An 18,532-nucleotide genomic window follows, 5' to 3' on the forward strand; every position below is an offset into this window, starting at 1 on the left:
ACCTGTATAGCGTATGACATTTTTGCAGTTTAAATATAATTATTGCAATGTTGTCAATTTATGTTATACTAAGCAATGCATATAACGCATATGAGACGAGGGTAGATACATTGTTGTACTGCCCTCGTTTTATGTGTTGTTGCTATCGGCAAGCCAAAGAAGAATATTGCTGATACCAATGGAGGAAAGGATACTGATGACTCGTCATCGACATCTTGCATCGAAGATTATTTCTATTGTTGCCGCTCTTTCAATGCTTGTGACAGGATTTGCTGTTGCAGGCAGTGCAAGCGCTGTTACTAGCGGGGGGGGGTCTACCAATAGCAAAGAAACTTCTACTAATGTAACTCTTAAAAGTAAGGGTGTTATTGTTACTGCGTTTCAGCAAAATTGGAAGAGTATTGCTCAAGAATGCACTAAAACTTACGTCCCTGAGGGTGTGAAGTATGTTCAGGTTTCTCCGCCGCAAGATCATATTAAAGGTAAAGCTTGGTGGACTTCTTACCAGCCTGTGAGCTATAAATTAAATTCTAAACTTGGTACTGAAGCTGAGTTTAAGCAGATGATTACTACTTGCAATGCGGTAGGTGTTGGAATCATTGCTGATGCTGTGATTAATCACATGACTGGCGCTGATAATAAAGATACTGTTGGTGTTGGAGGAAGTAAATATGATGCGTCTAATCAGTCCTTCACAGACGCTGGATACACTAAGGATGATTTCCATAAGAGCACTGAAAATATTAAAGATTACACGAATGCTGAAGAAGTTTGGACTCACAGACTTGTTGGTTTGCTTGATTTGGATACTTCTAAGCCGCATGTTCAGCAAGTGTTAGGCAAGTACTTTGCAGATTTGTTGAAACTTGGCGTTGCTGGTTTCCGTGTGGACGCTGTTAAACATATTTCGCCAGAAGATATGAGAGCTATTAAAGCTTCTGCCATAAAGCAATACAATGAAGGCGTTGACGACAGCAAAAAGATTAATGACATTTGGTGGATGCAGGAAACTATTGGAAACCCTTCAGAAGCTGCACAAATTAAGCCTGCTGCACATTTGAATGAAGGCGAAGTTAACGAGTTTGGCTACTCTTACCAGCTTAAGCAAAACTTCAAAGGCTCTCTTATTAAATCAGATAAGCCTCTGAACAAAATTCAAGACGGAATGGTTCAAAGTGATAAAGCTTCGATTTTCGTTACGAACTGGGATACTGAGCGCGGTAACAGTGTGCTCACATATAAAGATGGCCGTCGTTACGCTTTAGCAAATGCATTCATGCTCGCATGGCCATACGGCACTCCAAACGTGTATTCCGGATACAAGTTTGACACTCATGATGAGGGCGCGCCTGGTGCATCTGATACGTCTGTTCCAGATGTATCTTGCGGCAAAGATTCAAAGTGGCAGTGCACTCAGCGTTGGACTTCGATTCGTGGAATGATTGGATTCTATAATGCTGTTCAAGGCGCGAAGGTTACGAATTGGCAGGATGATGGCGACAATAATGTTGCATTTAGCCGTGAAGGCAAAGGCTTCTTAGCAATCAACAATTCTCTTGACGAAAAAGAAGTTTCTTACAAGACTGATTTGCCAAATGGTGAGTATTGCAACGTTTATGCTGCAGGAGACTGCTCTAAGACTGTTAAAGTTGAAAATGGTGTAGTTAATGCGAAAATTGGCGCTCGCGAAGCAGTAGCATTGCATGTTAATGCCACAAAATCCAAGCATCCAGCTGGCGCTGCTACAGACCCGTCTGATCCTCAATATGGTGAAGAAAAGCCTGATGCAGGTATGCCAGAAGATCCTAAAACAACTATTTACTTTAAGCCAGACGAAAAGTTTAAGGATAAGAAAGTATATGTTCATTACGGCATAGGCTCAAGCTGGACGTCAGGTCATGGCGAAGAGATGCAAAAGGCTTGCGATGGTTGGTATAAGCATACGATTAAAACCAATGGTAAAGCTTATGAAGCAGTGTTTAATGATGGTGAAAACTACTGGTATCACGAGGGAGAGAATAATAACTTTAAGATTCCAGCTCATACTGATTCATATGTAGCTCAAGATCACAAGGGTAGTGTTGGAGTAAATCCTTGCCCAGTAAAATATGAGCCAAAGACTACTGTTCGAATCCACTATAAGCCAAAAGCGGGCGATGATCGCAATATCGGCGTTTATTTGTGGGGTAAAGACAAGGATGGTAAAGAGCTTCATGGAGTCTGGCATCAGTTTACTGGCTCTGATTCTTTCGGCAAAGTTTTTGAAACTACAGTTGATGGAGCTTTTGAAAACAAGTCACTTTCCTTTATTACTACTACAAAAGAGTGGGGTAAAGATGGTGGCGATCGCGCTATTGAAAACTGTGCAAGTGGCCTTGCTGAAGCTTGGGTAACAGGCGGAACGGATACTACGCAGTTTACTGCTCCAGACAATCTTAAGAAGAAGCCAAAAGAGTTAAAGGTAACAGTTCATTATCGCAGGAATGCTGGCGATTATGAAGGCTGGAACATGTGGACTTGGAACGACGGAACTGGTGGTACTGCTCGTTACTTCACTTCGCATGACGATTACGGCAAAGTTGCAACCTTTACTGCTAAGAATGATGGTGGTATTGACAGTGTTGGTTTCAAAGTTAGAAAATCTACGCCAAATAGCGATTGGGAAAAACAAGATCCTAGCGATCGCAGTATTCCAAACAATGCTATTAAGCTAGATGCAAGTGATCCAAGCAAGGGTAGTGCTGAAGTCTGGTTAATGCAAGATGACATGACAGTATACTTAAACGCTACGATGCCACAACTTACAGCTCACGTGATGTCTGCGGATATTACTGGCTTAAAGAAGTTAGCTGTAAAAGTATCTGGTGATGTGTCGTCTGTAACGACTTCCAACGTAACACTTTTGGATACTAGTGAAAATCCTAGCAAGAAAGTTGAAATTGCTTCTGCTAAAGCTAAGGGTCCAGATATTACTATTGAGACCAAAGAAGAACTTAATATTAAGCATAAATATGAGTTGAGTATTAAGGGATTAGCTACAGGTATTAAGCTTTCCGCTTCTTCAAAAACTGGTGCTAGCGTAATTCGTACCGATGAATTCGATAAGAAATACGCGTACAATGGCAATGACTTGGGCGCTGTGCATTCTGCTTCTTCAACTACTTTTAAGCTTTGGGCTCCAACAGCAACTGAAGTAAAGTTGATTACTTATCGGTCGACTGCTGAAAAAGCAGAAAAGTCTAAAGAAATTGCTATGAAAGCAGAAGATCATGGTGTGTGGTCTGCAAAGCTTGATGGAGATCAGGCTGGTACAGCTTACGCATATGAAGTTCATTTTGCTGATGGCACAGTGAATGTTTCTGCTGATCCTTATGCGAAAGCTGCAGTAGTAAACGGTGAACGTTCTGTTGTATTAGCAGATAAAGACGCTGGCAATGCTGGAAATCGTATGCCAAGCTTTACGAATCCAAGTGACGCAACAATTGCAGAAATGGATGTTCGTGACTTCTCAATCAATCCAAACTCTGGTATTAGCGATGCTCATCGCGGTAAGTATCTTGGAGTAATAGAAGCAGGCACTAAGACCACAGATAAGCATAATGTTTCTGGCTTTGATTATTTGAAGTCGCTTGGTGTCACTCACGTGCAAATCATGCCAATGTATGATTTTGCTTCAGTTAATGAAACTGGTGACTTGAGTTACGGAAAGCAAGGCGCTCAAAACTGGGGTTATGATCCGCAAAACTACAATGTTCCTGAAGGATCTTACTCTACTGATCCTGCAACTCCAACAACAAGGGTTAAGGAAGCTAAGCAAATGATTGCTGGCCTTCATAAGGCTGGTTTGCGTGTAATTATGGACGTGGTTTACAACCATGTTTATGACGTGCAAAATCATTCGTTTAACAAGACTGTTCCTGGATACTACTTCCGCTATAAGGATGGCGCTTTGAATGGTAATTCTGGATGCGGTAACGATACTGCCTCTGAACGTCAAATGATGCGCAAGTATATTTTGGATTCTGTGAAGTATTGGGCTACGCATTACAACCTCGACGGCTTCCGATTTGATTTGATGGGCTTAATTGACCTGAAGACTATGCAAGAAGTGCGTGCTGAGCTTAATAAGATTGATCCTTCAATTATTGTGCTTGGTGAAGGCTGGGATATGAATAAACTGCTTCCTAAGAGCGAGTCTACTATTCAACCTAATGCTTATAAGATTCCAGGAGTAGCGTTCTTTAATGATTCATTCCGCGATTCTGTAAAAGGTTCTGTGTTTGATACTGAGGGTACTGGTTTTGTCAATGGCAATACAGATAAAGGTGTTAAGGCTTTGCTTGAGCATAATTTGCTTGGTTGCCAATTTGGCACGAGTAGTACTGTTAAGTGCTGGAATGGTAATGCTGAAACGCACTTTGCTGATGCAGGTCAAATTGTTCAGTATGTTGAAGCTCACGATAACTTGTCGTTGTATGATAAGCTAAAGGTCTCTGCTCCTAACGACACTGAAGACGTACGATTGAGGCGAGTAAAGCTTGCAAATTCAATGATTTTGCTTTCGCGCGGCATGCCGTTTATTCAACTTGGTCAGGAATTCTTGCGAACTAAGAACGGTAACGAAAATAGCTACAATTCTGGAGATAAAGACAATGCTCTTGATTGGAATCGCGCAACAGAAAAGTCTGATTCTGTGAACTATTTCAAGGGATTGTTGAAGCTACGCAAGAGTATTAAATCTCTTCGTGATTTTGATTATGCAACAATTAACAAGAACATGAAGATGATTGATGGCACTACTGATGGTGTAATTGCTTATACGCTTAAAGATGCAGATAAGCAATACGTTGTTGTGTTCAATGCTAATAATGCTGAAACTCAAGTAAAGATTCCAGCAGGAAAGTATTCTGCTCTTGTTGCTGATGGCAAAGTTAATGAAGTTGCTCAAGAGGCTAATGTTTCAGCTGACGGAACATACAAGGTTGCTGCTCTTTCGACTGCTGTGCTTGTGAAGGATGAATCTAAGCCTGGTACGCAGCCTGGTACGCAGCCTGGTACGCAGAATCCAGATCCATCTACGCATGGGCATGAACAAACTCCTGGTACTGTGACTCCTGGTACTGGTCCTCATCCAGCGCCAGCTCCGGCACCTGGACATGAGCAAACGCCTGGTCAAGTGACGCCTGCTCCTGCTCCGTCTCCTTCACCAACGCCTCAGCACAATCCATCTGAGCATGAGACTCCATCTAAGCCAGGTCAGACTAAGCCTGCTCCAGCTAAGCCAGATCAGTCTAAGAATGAAACTCCAGCTGAGCATCCTGCGCCAGCTAAGTCTGAACAAACTGCTCCAGCTAAGCCTGCAGAATCAACTCCTGTGCCTCAAGCTCCGGAAACAGTCCAGCAGCTTAATCCAGAATTAAAGGGAACTCTTAGCGTTGGTAACAATAACGTTGCAACTGCAGGTGTTGTTAACAGTGTGAGAATTAATGTTGTAAACAGCGAGTTCACCGAGCGTTTGCAGCGTGATGGAGTAGTTTATGCTTACGCGTACATTTACTCATCTCCACGCTTGCTTAAGGGTGCTGATGGTTCAAAGTTTGTGACTGTTCGCATGGTTAATGGCAAGCCTCAATTCGACGCTCAGTTCCCAGCTGGATACACCGGAAAGCATACGGTTGTTTTGGTTGACGAGAAAGGTAATCAACTTGCATGGACAGACATAACCGTTGTAAATAACGATATTGTTAAAAAATCGCAAGAATTAAGTTCTACTGGCAGCAGCATAATTCAGATCGCATTTATTTGTGCAATATTGTTGGTTGTGGCTGGTGCATTCTTCATTAAAATAAATCGAGCTAAGAATATATAAAAGAAGGTATAGAATCAAAAAGTAGATTAAGCTTAATCTTATTATGTAAGTACTTGCGTGATAATGTGAGAAAGAAGAACGTATGTTTTGCATCAACTGTGGAGCATTAGTTAAGGATAATGCACGGTTCTGTTCTCGTTGTGGAGCAGCTGTTAATGCTTCTGCAGAAAATGATCAGCAGAACAATGCGCAGAATCAGCAAAGCTCGCAGAATCAGCAAAGTATTCGTAATAACATGAATCAAGCTTACAAAGCTGAGCCGTATAATTCTGCAGCATCAGCCACTTATACGGCATCAGCTATTCCTGCGTCTTCACGCGGAGGCAGCGTATTTTCTGTATTTGATGTTTTTTCAAATGAGGAATTAAAGAATAAAAGAAACATAATTCTTGCTATTACAATAGTTATATCTTTTATTCTTTCGTGCATTTTTGGATGCTTAATTTGGGATTTTATTCACCCGAGTCAAATTCCTTATTCAAAGCTTCGCAGTGAGCTTACTCAATCACACAAGTATGAAGATTATACGCTAAAAATTGTTAATTCCGACGTTTCTCAATATCCGCACGTTAAATTGTACTTTTCTCTTACAGATAGCAGTGGAAAAGCCCTTGAGATTGACTCTCCAACTGCTGCAATTCGCGAGAAAATTGGTGGTGGCAAAGAAGTAGAACGCCTTATTCACAAGGTTGAGAGAATTAAAGACAATCAAGGTGTTAATTACGAGATTCTTCTTGATAAATCCGGCTCAATGGATTCTTCAATCGACACTATGAAGAAAACAATGAGTGATTTTGTTCGCAATCTCAACTATAAGGTTGGTGATAAAGGAGAGCTTATATCTTTCGATAGCTACCTCATGTATATGGCAACATACACGAGCGATAAAGATCGACTTCTTACAGGTATCGATAATATGACGCCTTACGGCATGACGGCCTTGTACGATGCTCTATACGCTGGTGTTACTAATGCTTCAAACCATCCAGGTTTTAACTGTGTTATTGCTTTTACAGACGGTTTGGATAATGAAAGCACTCATACTGCGGATGAGGTTATTGCTCTAGCAAAAGAAAAGGGAATACCAGTTTATTTGATTGGTACAAGTGATGCTGATTCTAACGTATTGCAGAATATTGCAAACGAAACAAACGGCTACTTCTGGGATATTAATTCTATTTCAGATATGAAAGATGTAATGAATAGAATTAGAGTTAATCAAGATAATGTTTATTGCCTCGAGTACGATTCTGATTCCTCAACAAATCCTTATGTTAATCGTGTAGTTTCTGCTTTGCTTGCAGATTCGAAGAACCATAAGTCTGGTGGCATTGGTGATGATTTAGCATTTAAGCCAGTCAAGAAGAAGACTTACAAGAAGGGTAGTTCTCGTTTTGTTCTTCATAAGGGAGACGTAACTTGGACAGAAGCTAATAGTGCATGCATGCAAGATGGCGGTTACTTAGTAACTCTTACAGACAAGCGTAAGGAAACTAAGGTTATAAATATGGCTAAGAAGGAAGGCATCAAGTATGTTTGGATTGGCGGTTACACTTCTCAGCGCGAAAATGGTGACGTGTATGCGCACTGGGTTACTGGTGAAAAAGTAAAGTATCAAAACTGGTTACCGGGTGAGCCAAGCCGAAATGATAAAGATGGTGAACCTGAGTTTTATCTTATGCTTTGGAGATTAAATGACGAATGGTCTTGGAACGATCAGCGTGACAACCTATTTACAAATCCTACATTGCGCAAAACGTTTAGCGGTAAAACAGGCTACGTGTGCGAAGTGAATAAATACTAATAAATAATTTCAATAGTATTTTTATTATTAGTGAATTAGGGGAAAGCTTATGCGCAAGCAGCAGCCGCGTAAATTGCAAAGTGGGCCACATACTGTAACTGGTCGTGCAGTACAATATAGGGGTGCGTTGCATAATCAACGTGCAAAATCAGTCGCGTCTAGAAATCATTTCGCTTCTATTTTTGTGATTATTATTGCGCTTGCTTTAATAGCAGTGTCTATGTGTGCTGCAGTATATGTTATGCGCTCGCAATTCTTCGACCATTCTAATAGAACTGCTGTTAAGAGTCCTAAAGAGTTAGCAATAGAAGCAGAAAAGCGAGAGTCTTTAATTAAAGCTCATAAAAAACTGGCTCGTAGAGGAATTGATCCCAATAGTGCAGAAGTTAGAAGCGTGATTTCAAAAATGTCTCTTGAAGACAAAGTTGCGCAAATGTTTGTTGTAAAACCTGAGGAATTAGTTGGCATAAACTGGACTGTGACTTCTTCTGGTGCACAAATGCAGCAGGCTTTTAACTCCTTGCCTGTTGGCGGAATAATGTACACGAGAGAAAATATTCAAAGTCCTGAACAGACTAAAAGTATGATTTCTAAATTGCAAGAAATAAGTAATGCTCGTGTATTATTGCCTGCGATTGTTAGCGTTGATGAAGAGGGTGGGACTGTTGCAAGAGTTAGTTCTAATCCTCAAATGGGAGTGAATACTTCGCCTAATATGAGAGATATTGGTGTTACTAAGAAAATGCGTAAAGCTTATAAAGCGGGAGCATATATTGGTAAATATCTCCATGATTTTGGCTTTAATGTTGATTTTGCGCCTGTTGCAGATGTTCTAACTAATCCGGATAATAATCTTATGAAAAAGCGCTCATTCGGTTCTAACCCAAAGCTTGTGGCTCATATGACTGACGCGTTTACGGATGGTTTGCAAGAAAATCATGTTTTTGCTACGTATAAGCATTTTCCTGGTCATGGCTCAACTTTTGAAGATTCTCACAAAGGTACTACTGTTTCGAATCAAACTCCATTTTTGCTAAGAAAAGTAGATTTAGTTCCATTCAAAGATGCGGTAGATACTGGCGTTAAGTTCATTATGGTTAGTCATGTGTCGTATCCGAAGATTACGGGAGATGATACTCCAGCTAGTATGTCGGAAAAGATTGTTACAGGTTTAGCTCGTAAAAAGCTTGGCTATAACGGTATTCTTATTTCTGATTCTTTAGGAATGGGAGCAATATCTTTACGTTATGCTCCTTCAAGCGCTGCAATTACTGGAATTAAAGCAGGTCTTGATATGCTACTTTCTCCTGCAAATTTGCGCCAAGCTTACTATTCTGTTGTTAATGCCGTTCGTAGAGGAGAAATTCCTGAGTCTAGAATTGATGATTCTGTAAAACGAATTATTGCTGTAAAATTGCAGATTGCTAAATATCAAAAACTTTATAAATAGTAAACAAAATACTAATAAGCACTAATATTTTTAATAATAATTTTAATAATATTTTCAGTTTGTGCGCGTGTTGTGTTTGCATTTGTACTTTCATAGTGTTAGCATCATTTCAACACAAACGAATATCGAATATTTCGGTTGAGGTTTGTGCATTGAACCACAAGTAGTTAATGAGTTTAGGAGGCAGTCATCATGCGTAACATGAACATGAATGCTGAATCTATGAATACTCTTAACGCTGCACGTATGTGGTGGTGGCAGTCTTCTCTTTGGCGTGAGTTTACTCTGAAGTTTTAGAAGCTGCATATAAAAGCTTGTAGAAGACCTCCGAGGTAAGCTCGGGGGTCTTTTTGTATACAAGCCTCAAATCTCAAAAATAACCAAATCACAAATCACAAATCACAACAAAATATTCGATAGCTTTATATGAATAATATAAAGCCCAAACAAGGAGAGAAATCATGGCTCAAGAAATTAACGAAACCGTTAAGGAAACTTATAACAATAGTGCAAACGCAACTACAGATGCTGCAGCTGCGATGATGCAAAATGTGAAAGTTAAGAATCATGCATTAGATATTACTTCGTTAGTGTTAGTTGCGGTACTTTTTGCGGCTGGATGCATTCTTGACTTTACTGTTGCAAAATCTCTTTCTATTGGAAATATTCAGCCTGAGTTTGTTATTGCTTCATTCTGCTTGTCAATTTTGCTTGTTAGGCCGAAGATTTACCAGGGTGCTATTATTGGTGCTCTTGCTGCAACGTTAATTCAATTTAATACTTCGATTCCGTTCCTTGAATATGCTTGCGATATTCCAGCTGCAATAGTTATGACTGCAATGTTAATTGGCTATATTCGCTTATTCCCAAAGGATGCAGCTCGTAAAGTAAGCGTATTCCCATTCATTGCTACTTTCATTACTACAGTAATTTCCGGTTGTATTTTTGCTCTTATTGCTGCATTCTTCGTATTGCATTCTCCAAACATGGTTCTTGTGATGTTCCCAATTATTTTGGGCACTGCAGTATTTAATGCAGTTGTTGTAGAAGTGCTGTTCACGCCATTGAAGATTGTATTGCATAAGTAAATCAATTTTTATACAAATTATTTTGCATAAAATGTGTTTTTTATTGCACTTAGTATGCATGAATGATTGCAGTGTATAGAAAAAGTAAAGGTATAAAAGTGAGTTGATGCCAGTCATATTGCGATTGGCATCAACTTTTATGTTAGTAAATAGTTTGAGTTTGATTGGTGTGTTACAGTTATGGATGGTATGCATCAGCAAAATGAACTGATTGCTGGAAGAAAATTAGTTGAACAAGCCCCACAACGAAACATAAAGAGCCTTATGAAAAAACCTAATGATTCACACTTAGAAGATCCGCTACTTGAATTGAAGAATGTGTCTTTTCAATACGGTACAAATCGTAGTGAAAATACTTTAAGCGTTGAGGATAATAAGTATGTGCTTAATAGCGTAGATCTTAAAATTTACCCTGGTGAATTTGTTGGAATTATTGGACCTTCTGGCTCTGGTAAAACAACTCTTGCTTCACTTTTTTCTGGCGCTATTCCTCACCATTATTCTGGCGAACTTTTAGGAAGCGTTAAGATTGCGGGTCAAGACACTAAAAATCTTGCTCTAACCAATATTGCTTGCTTGATTGGATCTGTTATTCAAGATATTGATGCGCAAATGGTTGCTGCAAACGTTGAAGACGAGCTGCTTTTTGGATTGGAAAATTTTGGAGTTCCTCACGATGAAATTCCTAATCGTATAGCTAGTTCTTTAGAAACTGTTGGTATTAGTGATTTGCGCAATCGAGATTTAGATACATTGTCTGGTGGGCAGAAGCAGAAAGTTGCTATTGCTGCAATTTTGGCACTTAAACCTAAAGTTTTAGTGTTGGATGAACCAACATGTGCGTTGGATCCTGTATCTTCCCGCATGATTTTTTCTATTCTTCAAAATCTTAATAAAAAATTTGGTATTACTATTGTTGTCATTGAGCAAAAAGTAGCTTTGTTGAGCGAGTATTGTAATCGTCTTATAGTGCTTTCTAAAGGTGAACTTGTTCTTGATGCTCCTGTTTCTTTAGCTCTTAAAGATATAGAGTTACTTCGTAAAGTAGGTATTAACTATCCGCGTACTACGCATTTAATTAAGCAGTTGCAAGATGAACAGATTTGTAATCCTGCTGAGCTTACTGTTGGCGTGGAAGAAACTGTAAATACTATTGTTAAAACATTACGTACGGATTATTCTAAACTTTCTAATTCAAATAACTCGAATAATGCAGAATCTGTTTTAGAGTCTCATAAAGAGGCTTTTATAAAAGCTAATAATTCAGATAATTCTAACAAGCCATGCCTTTCAATAAATAATGTGAGTTTTGCTTATGCGAATGGTGTTAAAGCTCTAAAAGATGTTTCATTTAATGCAAATAGCGGTGAATTAATTGCGTTAATTGGAAGAAATGGTGCTGGAAAAACAACAATTACAAAGATTATTAATGGTCTATTAAGACCTACAGAAGGTAGTGTTGCAATAGATGGCATCGACACTAAGTCGCTTCGCATTAGTCAAATAGCAAAATATGTATCTACCTTATTCCAAAATCCTGATCGACAATTATGCAAAGAAACGGTACTTGAAGAAGTTACTTTAAGCTGTATTTTAATTGGTCAGAATGAGGACGAAGCTAAAGCTCATGCAATGGAAATTATTGATGAGTTGGAGCTGGATTCTAAAGCTAGCCCGTTTATGCTTTCTAGAGGACAGCGTCAAATGGTTGCTTTAGCTGCAACAGTTGTAACGAATCCTAAGATTCTTCTTCTTGACGAGCCAACTTGTGGCCTTGATTACAAGGAATGCATGAGAATTATGCAAGTTGTAGAGCGTTTAAGAAAAAACGGTTGCTGCGTGATTATGGTTTGTCACGATATGGAAGTTGTGCTTGATTATGCAACTCGACTTATAACAATTAACGATGGAAAGCTTATTATTGATGGTTCAGCGCATGATGTGTTTGAAAAGCCGGAAGTGTGCTCTGCTGCAGCATTGTATCCGCCATTATTGTGTTCCGTTTCTCAAGGCTTGGTTGCGCATGGATTTAATAAGTGTAATGGCTTGTATGTGCGAGCAGAATTAGTAGAAGCGTTGCGTGGCGAAAAAATCGTAAAACAGACTGTACAGAATTAGTAGAAGCAATAGCAAATAAAAGTAGCAAATAAAGTAGTAAAGGCGTCTGATATTTATGAAAACGAGATTGTTAACTTACCAACCAGGTAACACTTTTCTTCATCGCACTAATCCTATTGCAAAACTAATTCTTGCTGCGAGTGTTGTAATAAGCGTGTTTATTGCTAAACAGTATTCCGCGCTTATTGCGATTGCAGCTATTATTTTCATTGGCATGGCTTTTACTCGAGTTGTTAAAACATTATCTGGTCTTATTAAAGCTATGCTTATAATTTCTTGCGTAATGTTTCTGATACAGACTGTTATTGCTCAAAGTGGAAACTATATTTTCTTGTGGTTTACGTTGCACGGTATTGATATTGGTGCAAAAGCTGCTTTGAGATTGTTCTGCTTTGCTTTTCCTCTTGTAACAGTTCTAACGGTAACTAAATTAAACGATCTTGCAAATGCTGTAGTGCAATATTTGCATGTTCCATACTGCTACGCTTTTACTATTACAACGGCAGTGCGTTTCGTGCCGATTTTCGCTTACGAAATGTCTCAAATCACAGAAGCTCAAATGGCTCGTGGTATTGAATATGATACTAAAAATCCGTTTAAAAAAATAAAGCTTATGATGCCGCTTATTGTGCCTCTTTTAGTTTCTTCAGTTCGAAAAGCAGACAGTTCTGCACTTGCTGCTGAAGAGCGCGGTTTTTATTTGCGCACGCGCAAATCATCGTATTATAAATATCCATTCGGATGGCGTGGATTCTTATCTGTGATTATTTCTGCGCTTATTATTGCTTTACCAATAGTTACTTCAATCTTTTTGCCTAATCTTGTATGAAGAATTTATGTAATTAACAAATAGTTTAAGAGGCTAATAATGAAAAGTGTAAAAGTTTGGCTTAAAGGTGCAAGAATTTACACGCTGCCAATAGGAATAGTTCCTGTTGTTATGGCATTTGCTATTTCTCTTAGAATGATGCGTTTTTCGCATTTTGAGAAACCAATTATTAGTTTTGTGCAGTGCTTTATACAATTTTTTCTGTGCTGTGCTGTTGCAGTATTTATGCAGATTGCTGTTAATTATGCGAACGATTATTGTGACGGCTTGAATGGTTTAGACGAGAATCGTAAGTTTCGCCCTGTGAGTAAAAGTAAAAATTCTAAGCCATTATGTGATGTATCGTGGCGTCTTGCGGATGCTGGTATTGAGTCAAAATCTGTGCTTAAAGCGGTAATAGTTTCTGCTTTGATTTCTTGCATAGCAGGTTTACTTATTGTTTTTAGCACGGGAATATTGTGGTTTATTCCGCTTGGAATTGCCTGCATTGCTGCAGTGTGGTTTTATGCAGGAGGAAAGCATCCTTATGGTTATAAAGGCTTTGGAGAAGTAAGCGCTTTTGTGTTTTTTGGCCCTGTTCCTTTTATTGGATCTTTATGTGCAATAACACATGGCATAGGTGTTCAAGCAAACAATATTTTTATTAATAGTCCATTAATGGTTTTGGCTTGTGTTTTAATGTCATTCATTCCTGGAGCTTATTCTGCATGCTTAATGATGGTGAACAATCTTCGAGATATTGCAAGTGATAAAGAACATGGAAAAATAACTGCGATGATAATGCTTGGAGAGCAAAGAGGTAGGCGTTTATGTGCTGCAGTGAGCATTGTTGCGGCGCTTTTGTTGTTAGCGTATTCGGTTTCAATTATTGTTTTTCCTTTTGAAGTTCCTTCAATATGGAACCTTTATAATGCTGAAATTTTCTTCAATTTTAGTAATTTAGTACGCAATATTCCATTGCACCTATTTTTTGCTATTCTTCAGTGGATTATATTGGTAGCTCTTATAATAAAAGCGTATAAATTTGGCAAATGTATACTTAAAGGCGACTATAAGAATGCTTTTCCACTTTGTGTTGCTCAAACCATTTTTGCAGCTGTAGTAGTACTGTTGTCTGCGGCTGTATAAATAAGCAAAATAGCGCGAATTTGTGCATTCTTTCGCGAGTCTTGTGAATCTTATGGTATCATTGATTGACACAAACATTGGGTGCGTGCGGTTTTAGTGACATGCAAATTGCGTTATGATGCGTGATTCTACCGGTGTTTGTGAACGTGCTGTTGCGTAGTCGTCATGTTAAAGATGCATGGCGGTGTTGCCCTGTTTATGCGGCAATGAAATGAGGTTGTGAGTATGCCAGTTACGAAAAGGAATGAAGGGACAGAGCAAACAATGCCTGAAATACTTACTGATGATGAGCTTCGTAAGGCTGCTGATGCAGAAGCTGTGAAGAACGAGTCTGAAGATAAGAAATCTAACAATATTCGCACTGTTGTTGTTGCAGAAGATGAATCTGTTAATCGCATGGATTTAGTAGCTATGTTGGAAGATAACGGTTATCAGGTTGTAGGTCAGGCAGCTAACGGTCAAGAAGCTATTGAGTTGACTCGTGAGAATCATCCGGATGTTGTGTGCATGGACGTTAAGATGCCTGTTATGGATGGTATTACTGCTGCAGCAACTATTTGTGATGAAAACATTGCGCCAGTTGTTATGCTCACTGCTTTTTCGCAGGCAGATTTAGTAAAACAAGCAACAGGTGCCGGTGCAATGGCATACGTAACTAAGCCGTATGAAGAATCTAAGCTTCTTCCAGCTTTGGAAGTTGCTATGGGTCGTTTTAGTGAGATTAACGATTTATTAGATAGCGTTGAGCGCACAGAAAATAGATTGCACGATACGGAAGATCAGCTAAAAAAGACGGAAGAAAAGCTTAAGAAAGCTGAAGATACCTTAGAAGAGCGAAAGCTGGTAGACCGAGCTAAGGGTCTTCTTATGGATAAGGCCGGATTCTCAGAGCAGGGTGCATTCCGTTGGATTCAAAAAACTTCTATGGATCAGCGTATCCCTAAGAAGCGTCTTGCTTTGGCTATTATTTCAAAGTATAGCGATGATAAAATAGACTCAGATTCTGAGGATTAATAGTATTAATCTTAAAAATCTTAAATTTATTAAATCATAACGCTTGTTGTGCTGAATACTATTAGCATAATTGTTGTAATAATTACGGAACGTAGGTGAGTAGTCAACAGTGGATACCAGCATCGTCGAAGAACATTCTTCTGATTTTAAGAATGAGAAAGGAACGTTGTTGGTCGTTGATGGCCATTCTCTTGCGTTCCGTGCTTTTTTTGCAGTTTCTGCGGATAATTTTTCTACTCGCTATGGGCAGGCCACCAATTCTGTCTGGGGCTTTATTACTATGCTTTCCCAAGTGGTAAGAAAAGAAAATCCTGACCGTTTAGCTATTGCTTTTGATGTTAAAGGTGGCACTTTTAGAAATAAGATGCTTCCTCAGTATAAGGGTACGCGTGAAGCTGCTCCTCAAGAGCTTCTTTCTCAGCTGCCTCTTATTCAGCAGATGCTACGTTCTTTAGATATTACATATATTGAAAAACCCGGGTATGAGGGTGATGACGTTATTGGAACACTTGCAACAATGGGCGCTGATGCTGGGTATAGAACTTTAGTTCTTTCTGGAGATCGCGACGCATTTCAGCTTATTGACGACAATATTACAGTTCTTTATCCGGGGCAGCATTTCAAAGATTTGAAACAAATGAATGCTGCTGCCGTTTTAGAAAAATATAATGTTACTCCTAAGCAATATCCTGATTTAGCTGCATTAAGAGGCGAAACTGCAGATAATATTCCTGGTGTTCCCGGTGTTGGAGATGGTTATGCTGCCAAATGGATTAACCAGTTCGGCAGCTTGGAAGATATTATTTCTCATGCAGGTGAGATTACAGGTAAAAAGGGTGAAGCTTTACGAGAAAATATTGATCAGGTTCGTTTGAACCGTCGAGTTAATGCTTTGGTCCGTGACTTAGATCTTGGTATTAGTGTTGATAATTTGCGTTTTGGTGAAGATATTAATGCTAATAAATTAGGAGAGTTGTTATCTCAACTTGAGTTTGGTGAATTAAAAAAGCGTAAGATTCTTAAAGCTTTTAGTCGTACAAATCAGCAATTGCTTGATGACAATATGCGAATTATGCTTTCTTCAACGTATGAAGGAAATGCTGAAATAGAGCATACCAGTCGCGGCGAGCAATCAACTTCTGATGCTGAAAATCTTCAAGACGTATTAAAAAATACTAAAGTAAGTCATATTAAATCTTTAGAAGATTTACGCGAGTGGGAAACTAGCGTAGCTGCTTTCCTAGAAGAAGACAATAGTAACGAGGAAGAAAATACTGACGTAGAAAAAACGAAAGATTCTTCGCAATCTGATTCCTCTGTAGATGCAGAAAAACTTATTGATAATGAGCAAAAATGTGCAGATTTAATATTAAACAATCGCGAATTAGTTGTTTATGCTCATGAAAGTAGCTGCCAGTCAAAGCATCGTTTTGGTTTAAAAGCAGACTGTTTATTGATGCTTGTTAGGGGTAGGGCAGCACTAATTTATGCTTCAGACTTGCGTGTAGAGACAAACTCCTTACTCGAATCTTTAAGGGAATTTTTGCAAAAATATGCTTCTTCAATAGTTTTGCACGACTATAAAAAGCATTTAGGATTGTTGTCATCTTTGGAATTAGTTGATTCCGATAACCCGAGTATTACTCCTCTTCTTGATACAAGATTGGCTTCATATTTGCTTGAGCCTGATTTTCGTGCTGAAACGCTTGAAAATATGGCAGAACATTATTTAGATATTTCGAGCGATGATGAGGATTCAGATAATCAGGAAGCTAAGCAGGGTGAGCTTGATCTTTTACTTGATGATTCACTAGCTTTAGATGAAGCTAAAACAAGCGAAGAAGAAACGCAAAAGTTTGAAGATAAAATTTTAAGAACTGCTGTTCTTACACGTCTTTTAGCTATTCAATTTGCGCCAAAATTGGATTCTAGAAAACAAACAGGTTTGATGTCGAACTTGGAAATGCCTATTTCAAGAGTTTTGCGAGGACTAGAAGATGTTGGCGCTGCTGTAGATATGCAGCGTTTAAGTAGCATGTTCCAACAATTTTCTTCCGATGCTGAATTTGCCCAGAATATGGCTTGGCAGGCTGCGGGAAATCGTGTGAATTTGCAAAGTCCTAAGCAATTGCAGCAAATACTGTTTGATCATTTTGCTCTTAAACCAACTAGGCGCACAAAAAACGGTTCTTACACTACTAATGCTGAAGCATTGCAAGCAATGTATGCGAAACTTGATCCTGAAGAACCTGCAAGTCAATTTTTAGGGGCTCTGCTTAGTCATCGCGAGAAAAATAAGTTAAAGCAAATAGTGCAAAGCTTAATTGATGCTGCTCATTATGACGATAAACGTATTCATACAAGATTTGAGCAGACTATTGCTGCAACAGGCAGATTAAGTTCTGCAGATCCGAATTTGCAAAATATTCCTAATCGTAATGCTGCTGGCCGTGAAATTCGTGCAGCGTTTGTTCCAGGTGAAGATTTCGAATATTTAATGAGCTGTGATTATTCTCAAGTTGAGTTGCGTATTATGGCTCATGCTTCTCATGATGAAACTCTTATTGAAGCGTTCTGCTCTGGTGCAGATTTTCATAAATATGTGGCAAGCCTGGTTTATCAAATACCTGTAGATCAAGTTAGTAGTGACCAGCGTTCTCACGTAAAAGCTATGAGCTACGGTTTGGCATACGGATTGAGTACTTATGGTTTGGCAAAACAACTTTCTATTACACCGTCTGCTGCCGAAGTGTTGAAAAATAAGTATTTTGATACTTTTGGAAAAGTTCATGATTACCTGGAGTCTTTGGTTTTGAAAGCTAAAGAACTTGGGTATACAGAAACAATGTTTGGTAGGCGTAGATATTTCCCACAGTTATCGTCAAATAATCGTACAGCTCGCGAAGCTGCAGAACGTGGAGCTTTAAATGCTCCAATTCAAGGAACTGCAGCCGATATTATGAAGCTTGCAATGATACGTGTTGATAAAGGATTGCGAAATTCTAAAATGCGCAGCCGCGTAATTTTACAAATTCACGATGAATTAATTTTGGAAATTGCGCACGGAGAAAAAGATAGTGTAGAAAATATTGTGCGAGAAGCTATGGAGCATGCAGTTAATTTAGATGTTCCGCTTAATGTGTCAACTGGCGTTGGTGTTGATTGGCAATTAGCAGCTCATTAGATTTGCATATATTTGAATAAATTTGTATAAATTTTCATCTTTTTTCAA

9 protein-coding genes are annotated in these 18,532 nt (G+C 38.9%); all 9 read left to right on the forward strand.

Annotated features, from left to right (window positions below):
* The first annotated feature begins 196 nt into the window (after positions 1-196).
* The 9 genes from pulA to polA all read left to right on the forward strand — a co-directional run bounded on the left by pulA (position 197) and on the right by polA (position 18,484).
* Positions 197-5,869 (forward strand): type I pullulanase, encoded by a 5,673-nt coding sequence (gene pulA / locus CGSMWGV1500E_RS03180; protein WP_004127984.1) that lies wholly within the window; start codon positions 197-199, stop codon positions 5,867-5,869.
* A gap of 82 nt (positions 5,870-5,951) precedes the next feature.
* The gene (locus CGSMWGV1500E_RS03175; RefSeq protein ID WP_004127988.1) at positions 5,952-7,673 is read left to right on the forward strand and encodes a VWA domain-containing protein; all 1,722 of its coding nucleotides are present in this window, start codon (positions 5,952-5,954) and stop codon (positions 7,671-7,673) included.
* 49 nt (positions 7,674-7,722) lie between these two features.
* Complete coding sequence (locus tag CGSMWGV1500E_RS03170; protein WP_004127991.1) at positions 7,723-9,123, forward strand: glycoside hydrolase family 3 protein; 1,401 nt, start codon at positions 7,723-7,725, stop codon at positions 9,121-9,123.
* 461 nt (positions 9,124-9,584) lie between these two features.
* Entirely contained in the window at positions 9,585-10,211 is a 627-nt protein-coding gene (locus CGSMWGV1500E_RS03165) for a hypothetical protein (RefSeq protein ID WP_004127996.1), read from the forward strand.
* 180 nt (positions 10,212-10,391) lie between these two features.
* Entirely contained in the window at positions 10,392-12,329 is a 1,938-nt protein-coding gene (locus CGSMWGV1500E_RS03160) for an ABC transporter ATP-binding protein (protein WP_004127999.1), read from the forward strand.
* 55 nt (positions 12,330-12,384) lie between these two features.
* Positions 12,385-13,158, forward strand: coding sequence for an energy-coupling factor transporter transmembrane component T family protein (locus tag CGSMWGV1500E_RS03155; protein WP_004128002.1), 774 nt, complete (start codon positions 12,385-12,387; stop codon positions 13,156-13,158).
* Between the two features lie 39 nt (positions 13,159-13,197).
* The gene (gene menA, locus CGSMWGV1500E_RS03150) at positions 13,198-14,286 is read left to right on the forward strand and encodes a 1,4-dihydroxy-2-naphthoate octaprenyltransferase (protein WP_004128004.1); all 1,089 of its coding nucleotides are present in this window, start codon (positions 13,198-13,200) and stop codon (positions 14,284-14,286) included.
* Positions 14,287-14,511: 225 nt separating this feature from the next.
* Positions 14,512-15,300, forward strand: a complete 789-nt coding sequence (locus CGSMWGV1500E_RS03145) for an ANTAR domain-containing response regulator (protein WP_004128008.1) — start codon at positions 14,512-14,514, stop codon at positions 15,298-15,300.
* Between the two features lie 109 nt (positions 15,301-15,409).
* Positions 15,410-18,484, forward strand: coding sequence for a DNA polymerase I (gene polA, locus CGSMWGV1500E_RS03140; protein ID WP_004128011.1), 3,075 nt, complete (start codon positions 15,410-15,412; stop codon positions 18,482-18,484).
* The last annotated feature ends 48 nt before the right edge of the window (positions 18,485-18,532 follow it).

The organism is Gardnerella vaginalis 1500E, from assembly GCF_000263595.1.
Taxonomy (GTDB): domain Bacteria; phylum Actinomycetota; class Actinomycetes; order Actinomycetales; family Bifidobacteriaceae; genus Bifidobacterium; species Bifidobacterium vaginale_E.

Bases quoted from the DNA above. Each gene is read 5' to 3' on its own strand.
- pulA (WP_004127984.1), top strand. From the start codon at position 197: ATGACTCGTCATCGACATCTTGCATCGAAGATTATTTCTATTGTTGCC.
- CGSMWGV1500E_RS03170 (WP_004127991.1), top strand. From the start codon at position 7,723: ATGCGCAAGCAGCAGCCGCGTAAATTGCAAAGTGGGCCACATACTGTA.
- CGSMWGV1500E_RS03175 (WP_004127988.1), top strand. From the start codon at position 5,952: ATGTTTTGCATCAACTGTGGAGCATTAGTTAAGGATAATGCACGGTTC.
- menA (WP_004128004.1), top strand. From the start codon at position 13,198: ATGAAAAGTGTAAAAGTTTGGCTTAAAGGTGCAAGAATTTACACGCTG.
- CGSMWGV1500E_RS03155 (WP_004128002.1), top strand. From the start codon at position 12,385: ATGAAAACGAGATTGTTAACTTACCAACCAGGTAACACTTTTCTTCAT.
- CGSMWGV1500E_RS03165 (WP_004127996.1), top strand. From the start codon at position 9,585: ATGGCTCAAGAAATTAACGAAACCGTTAAGGAAACTTATAACAATAGT.
- CGSMWGV1500E_RS03160 (WP_004127999.1), top strand. From the start codon at position 10,392: ATGGATGGTATGCATCAGCAAAATGAACTGATTGCTGGAAGAAAATTA.
- CGSMWGV1500E_RS03145 (WP_004128008.1), top strand. From the start codon at position 14,512: ATGCCAGTTACGAAAAGGAATGAAGGGACAGAGCAAACAATGCCTGAA.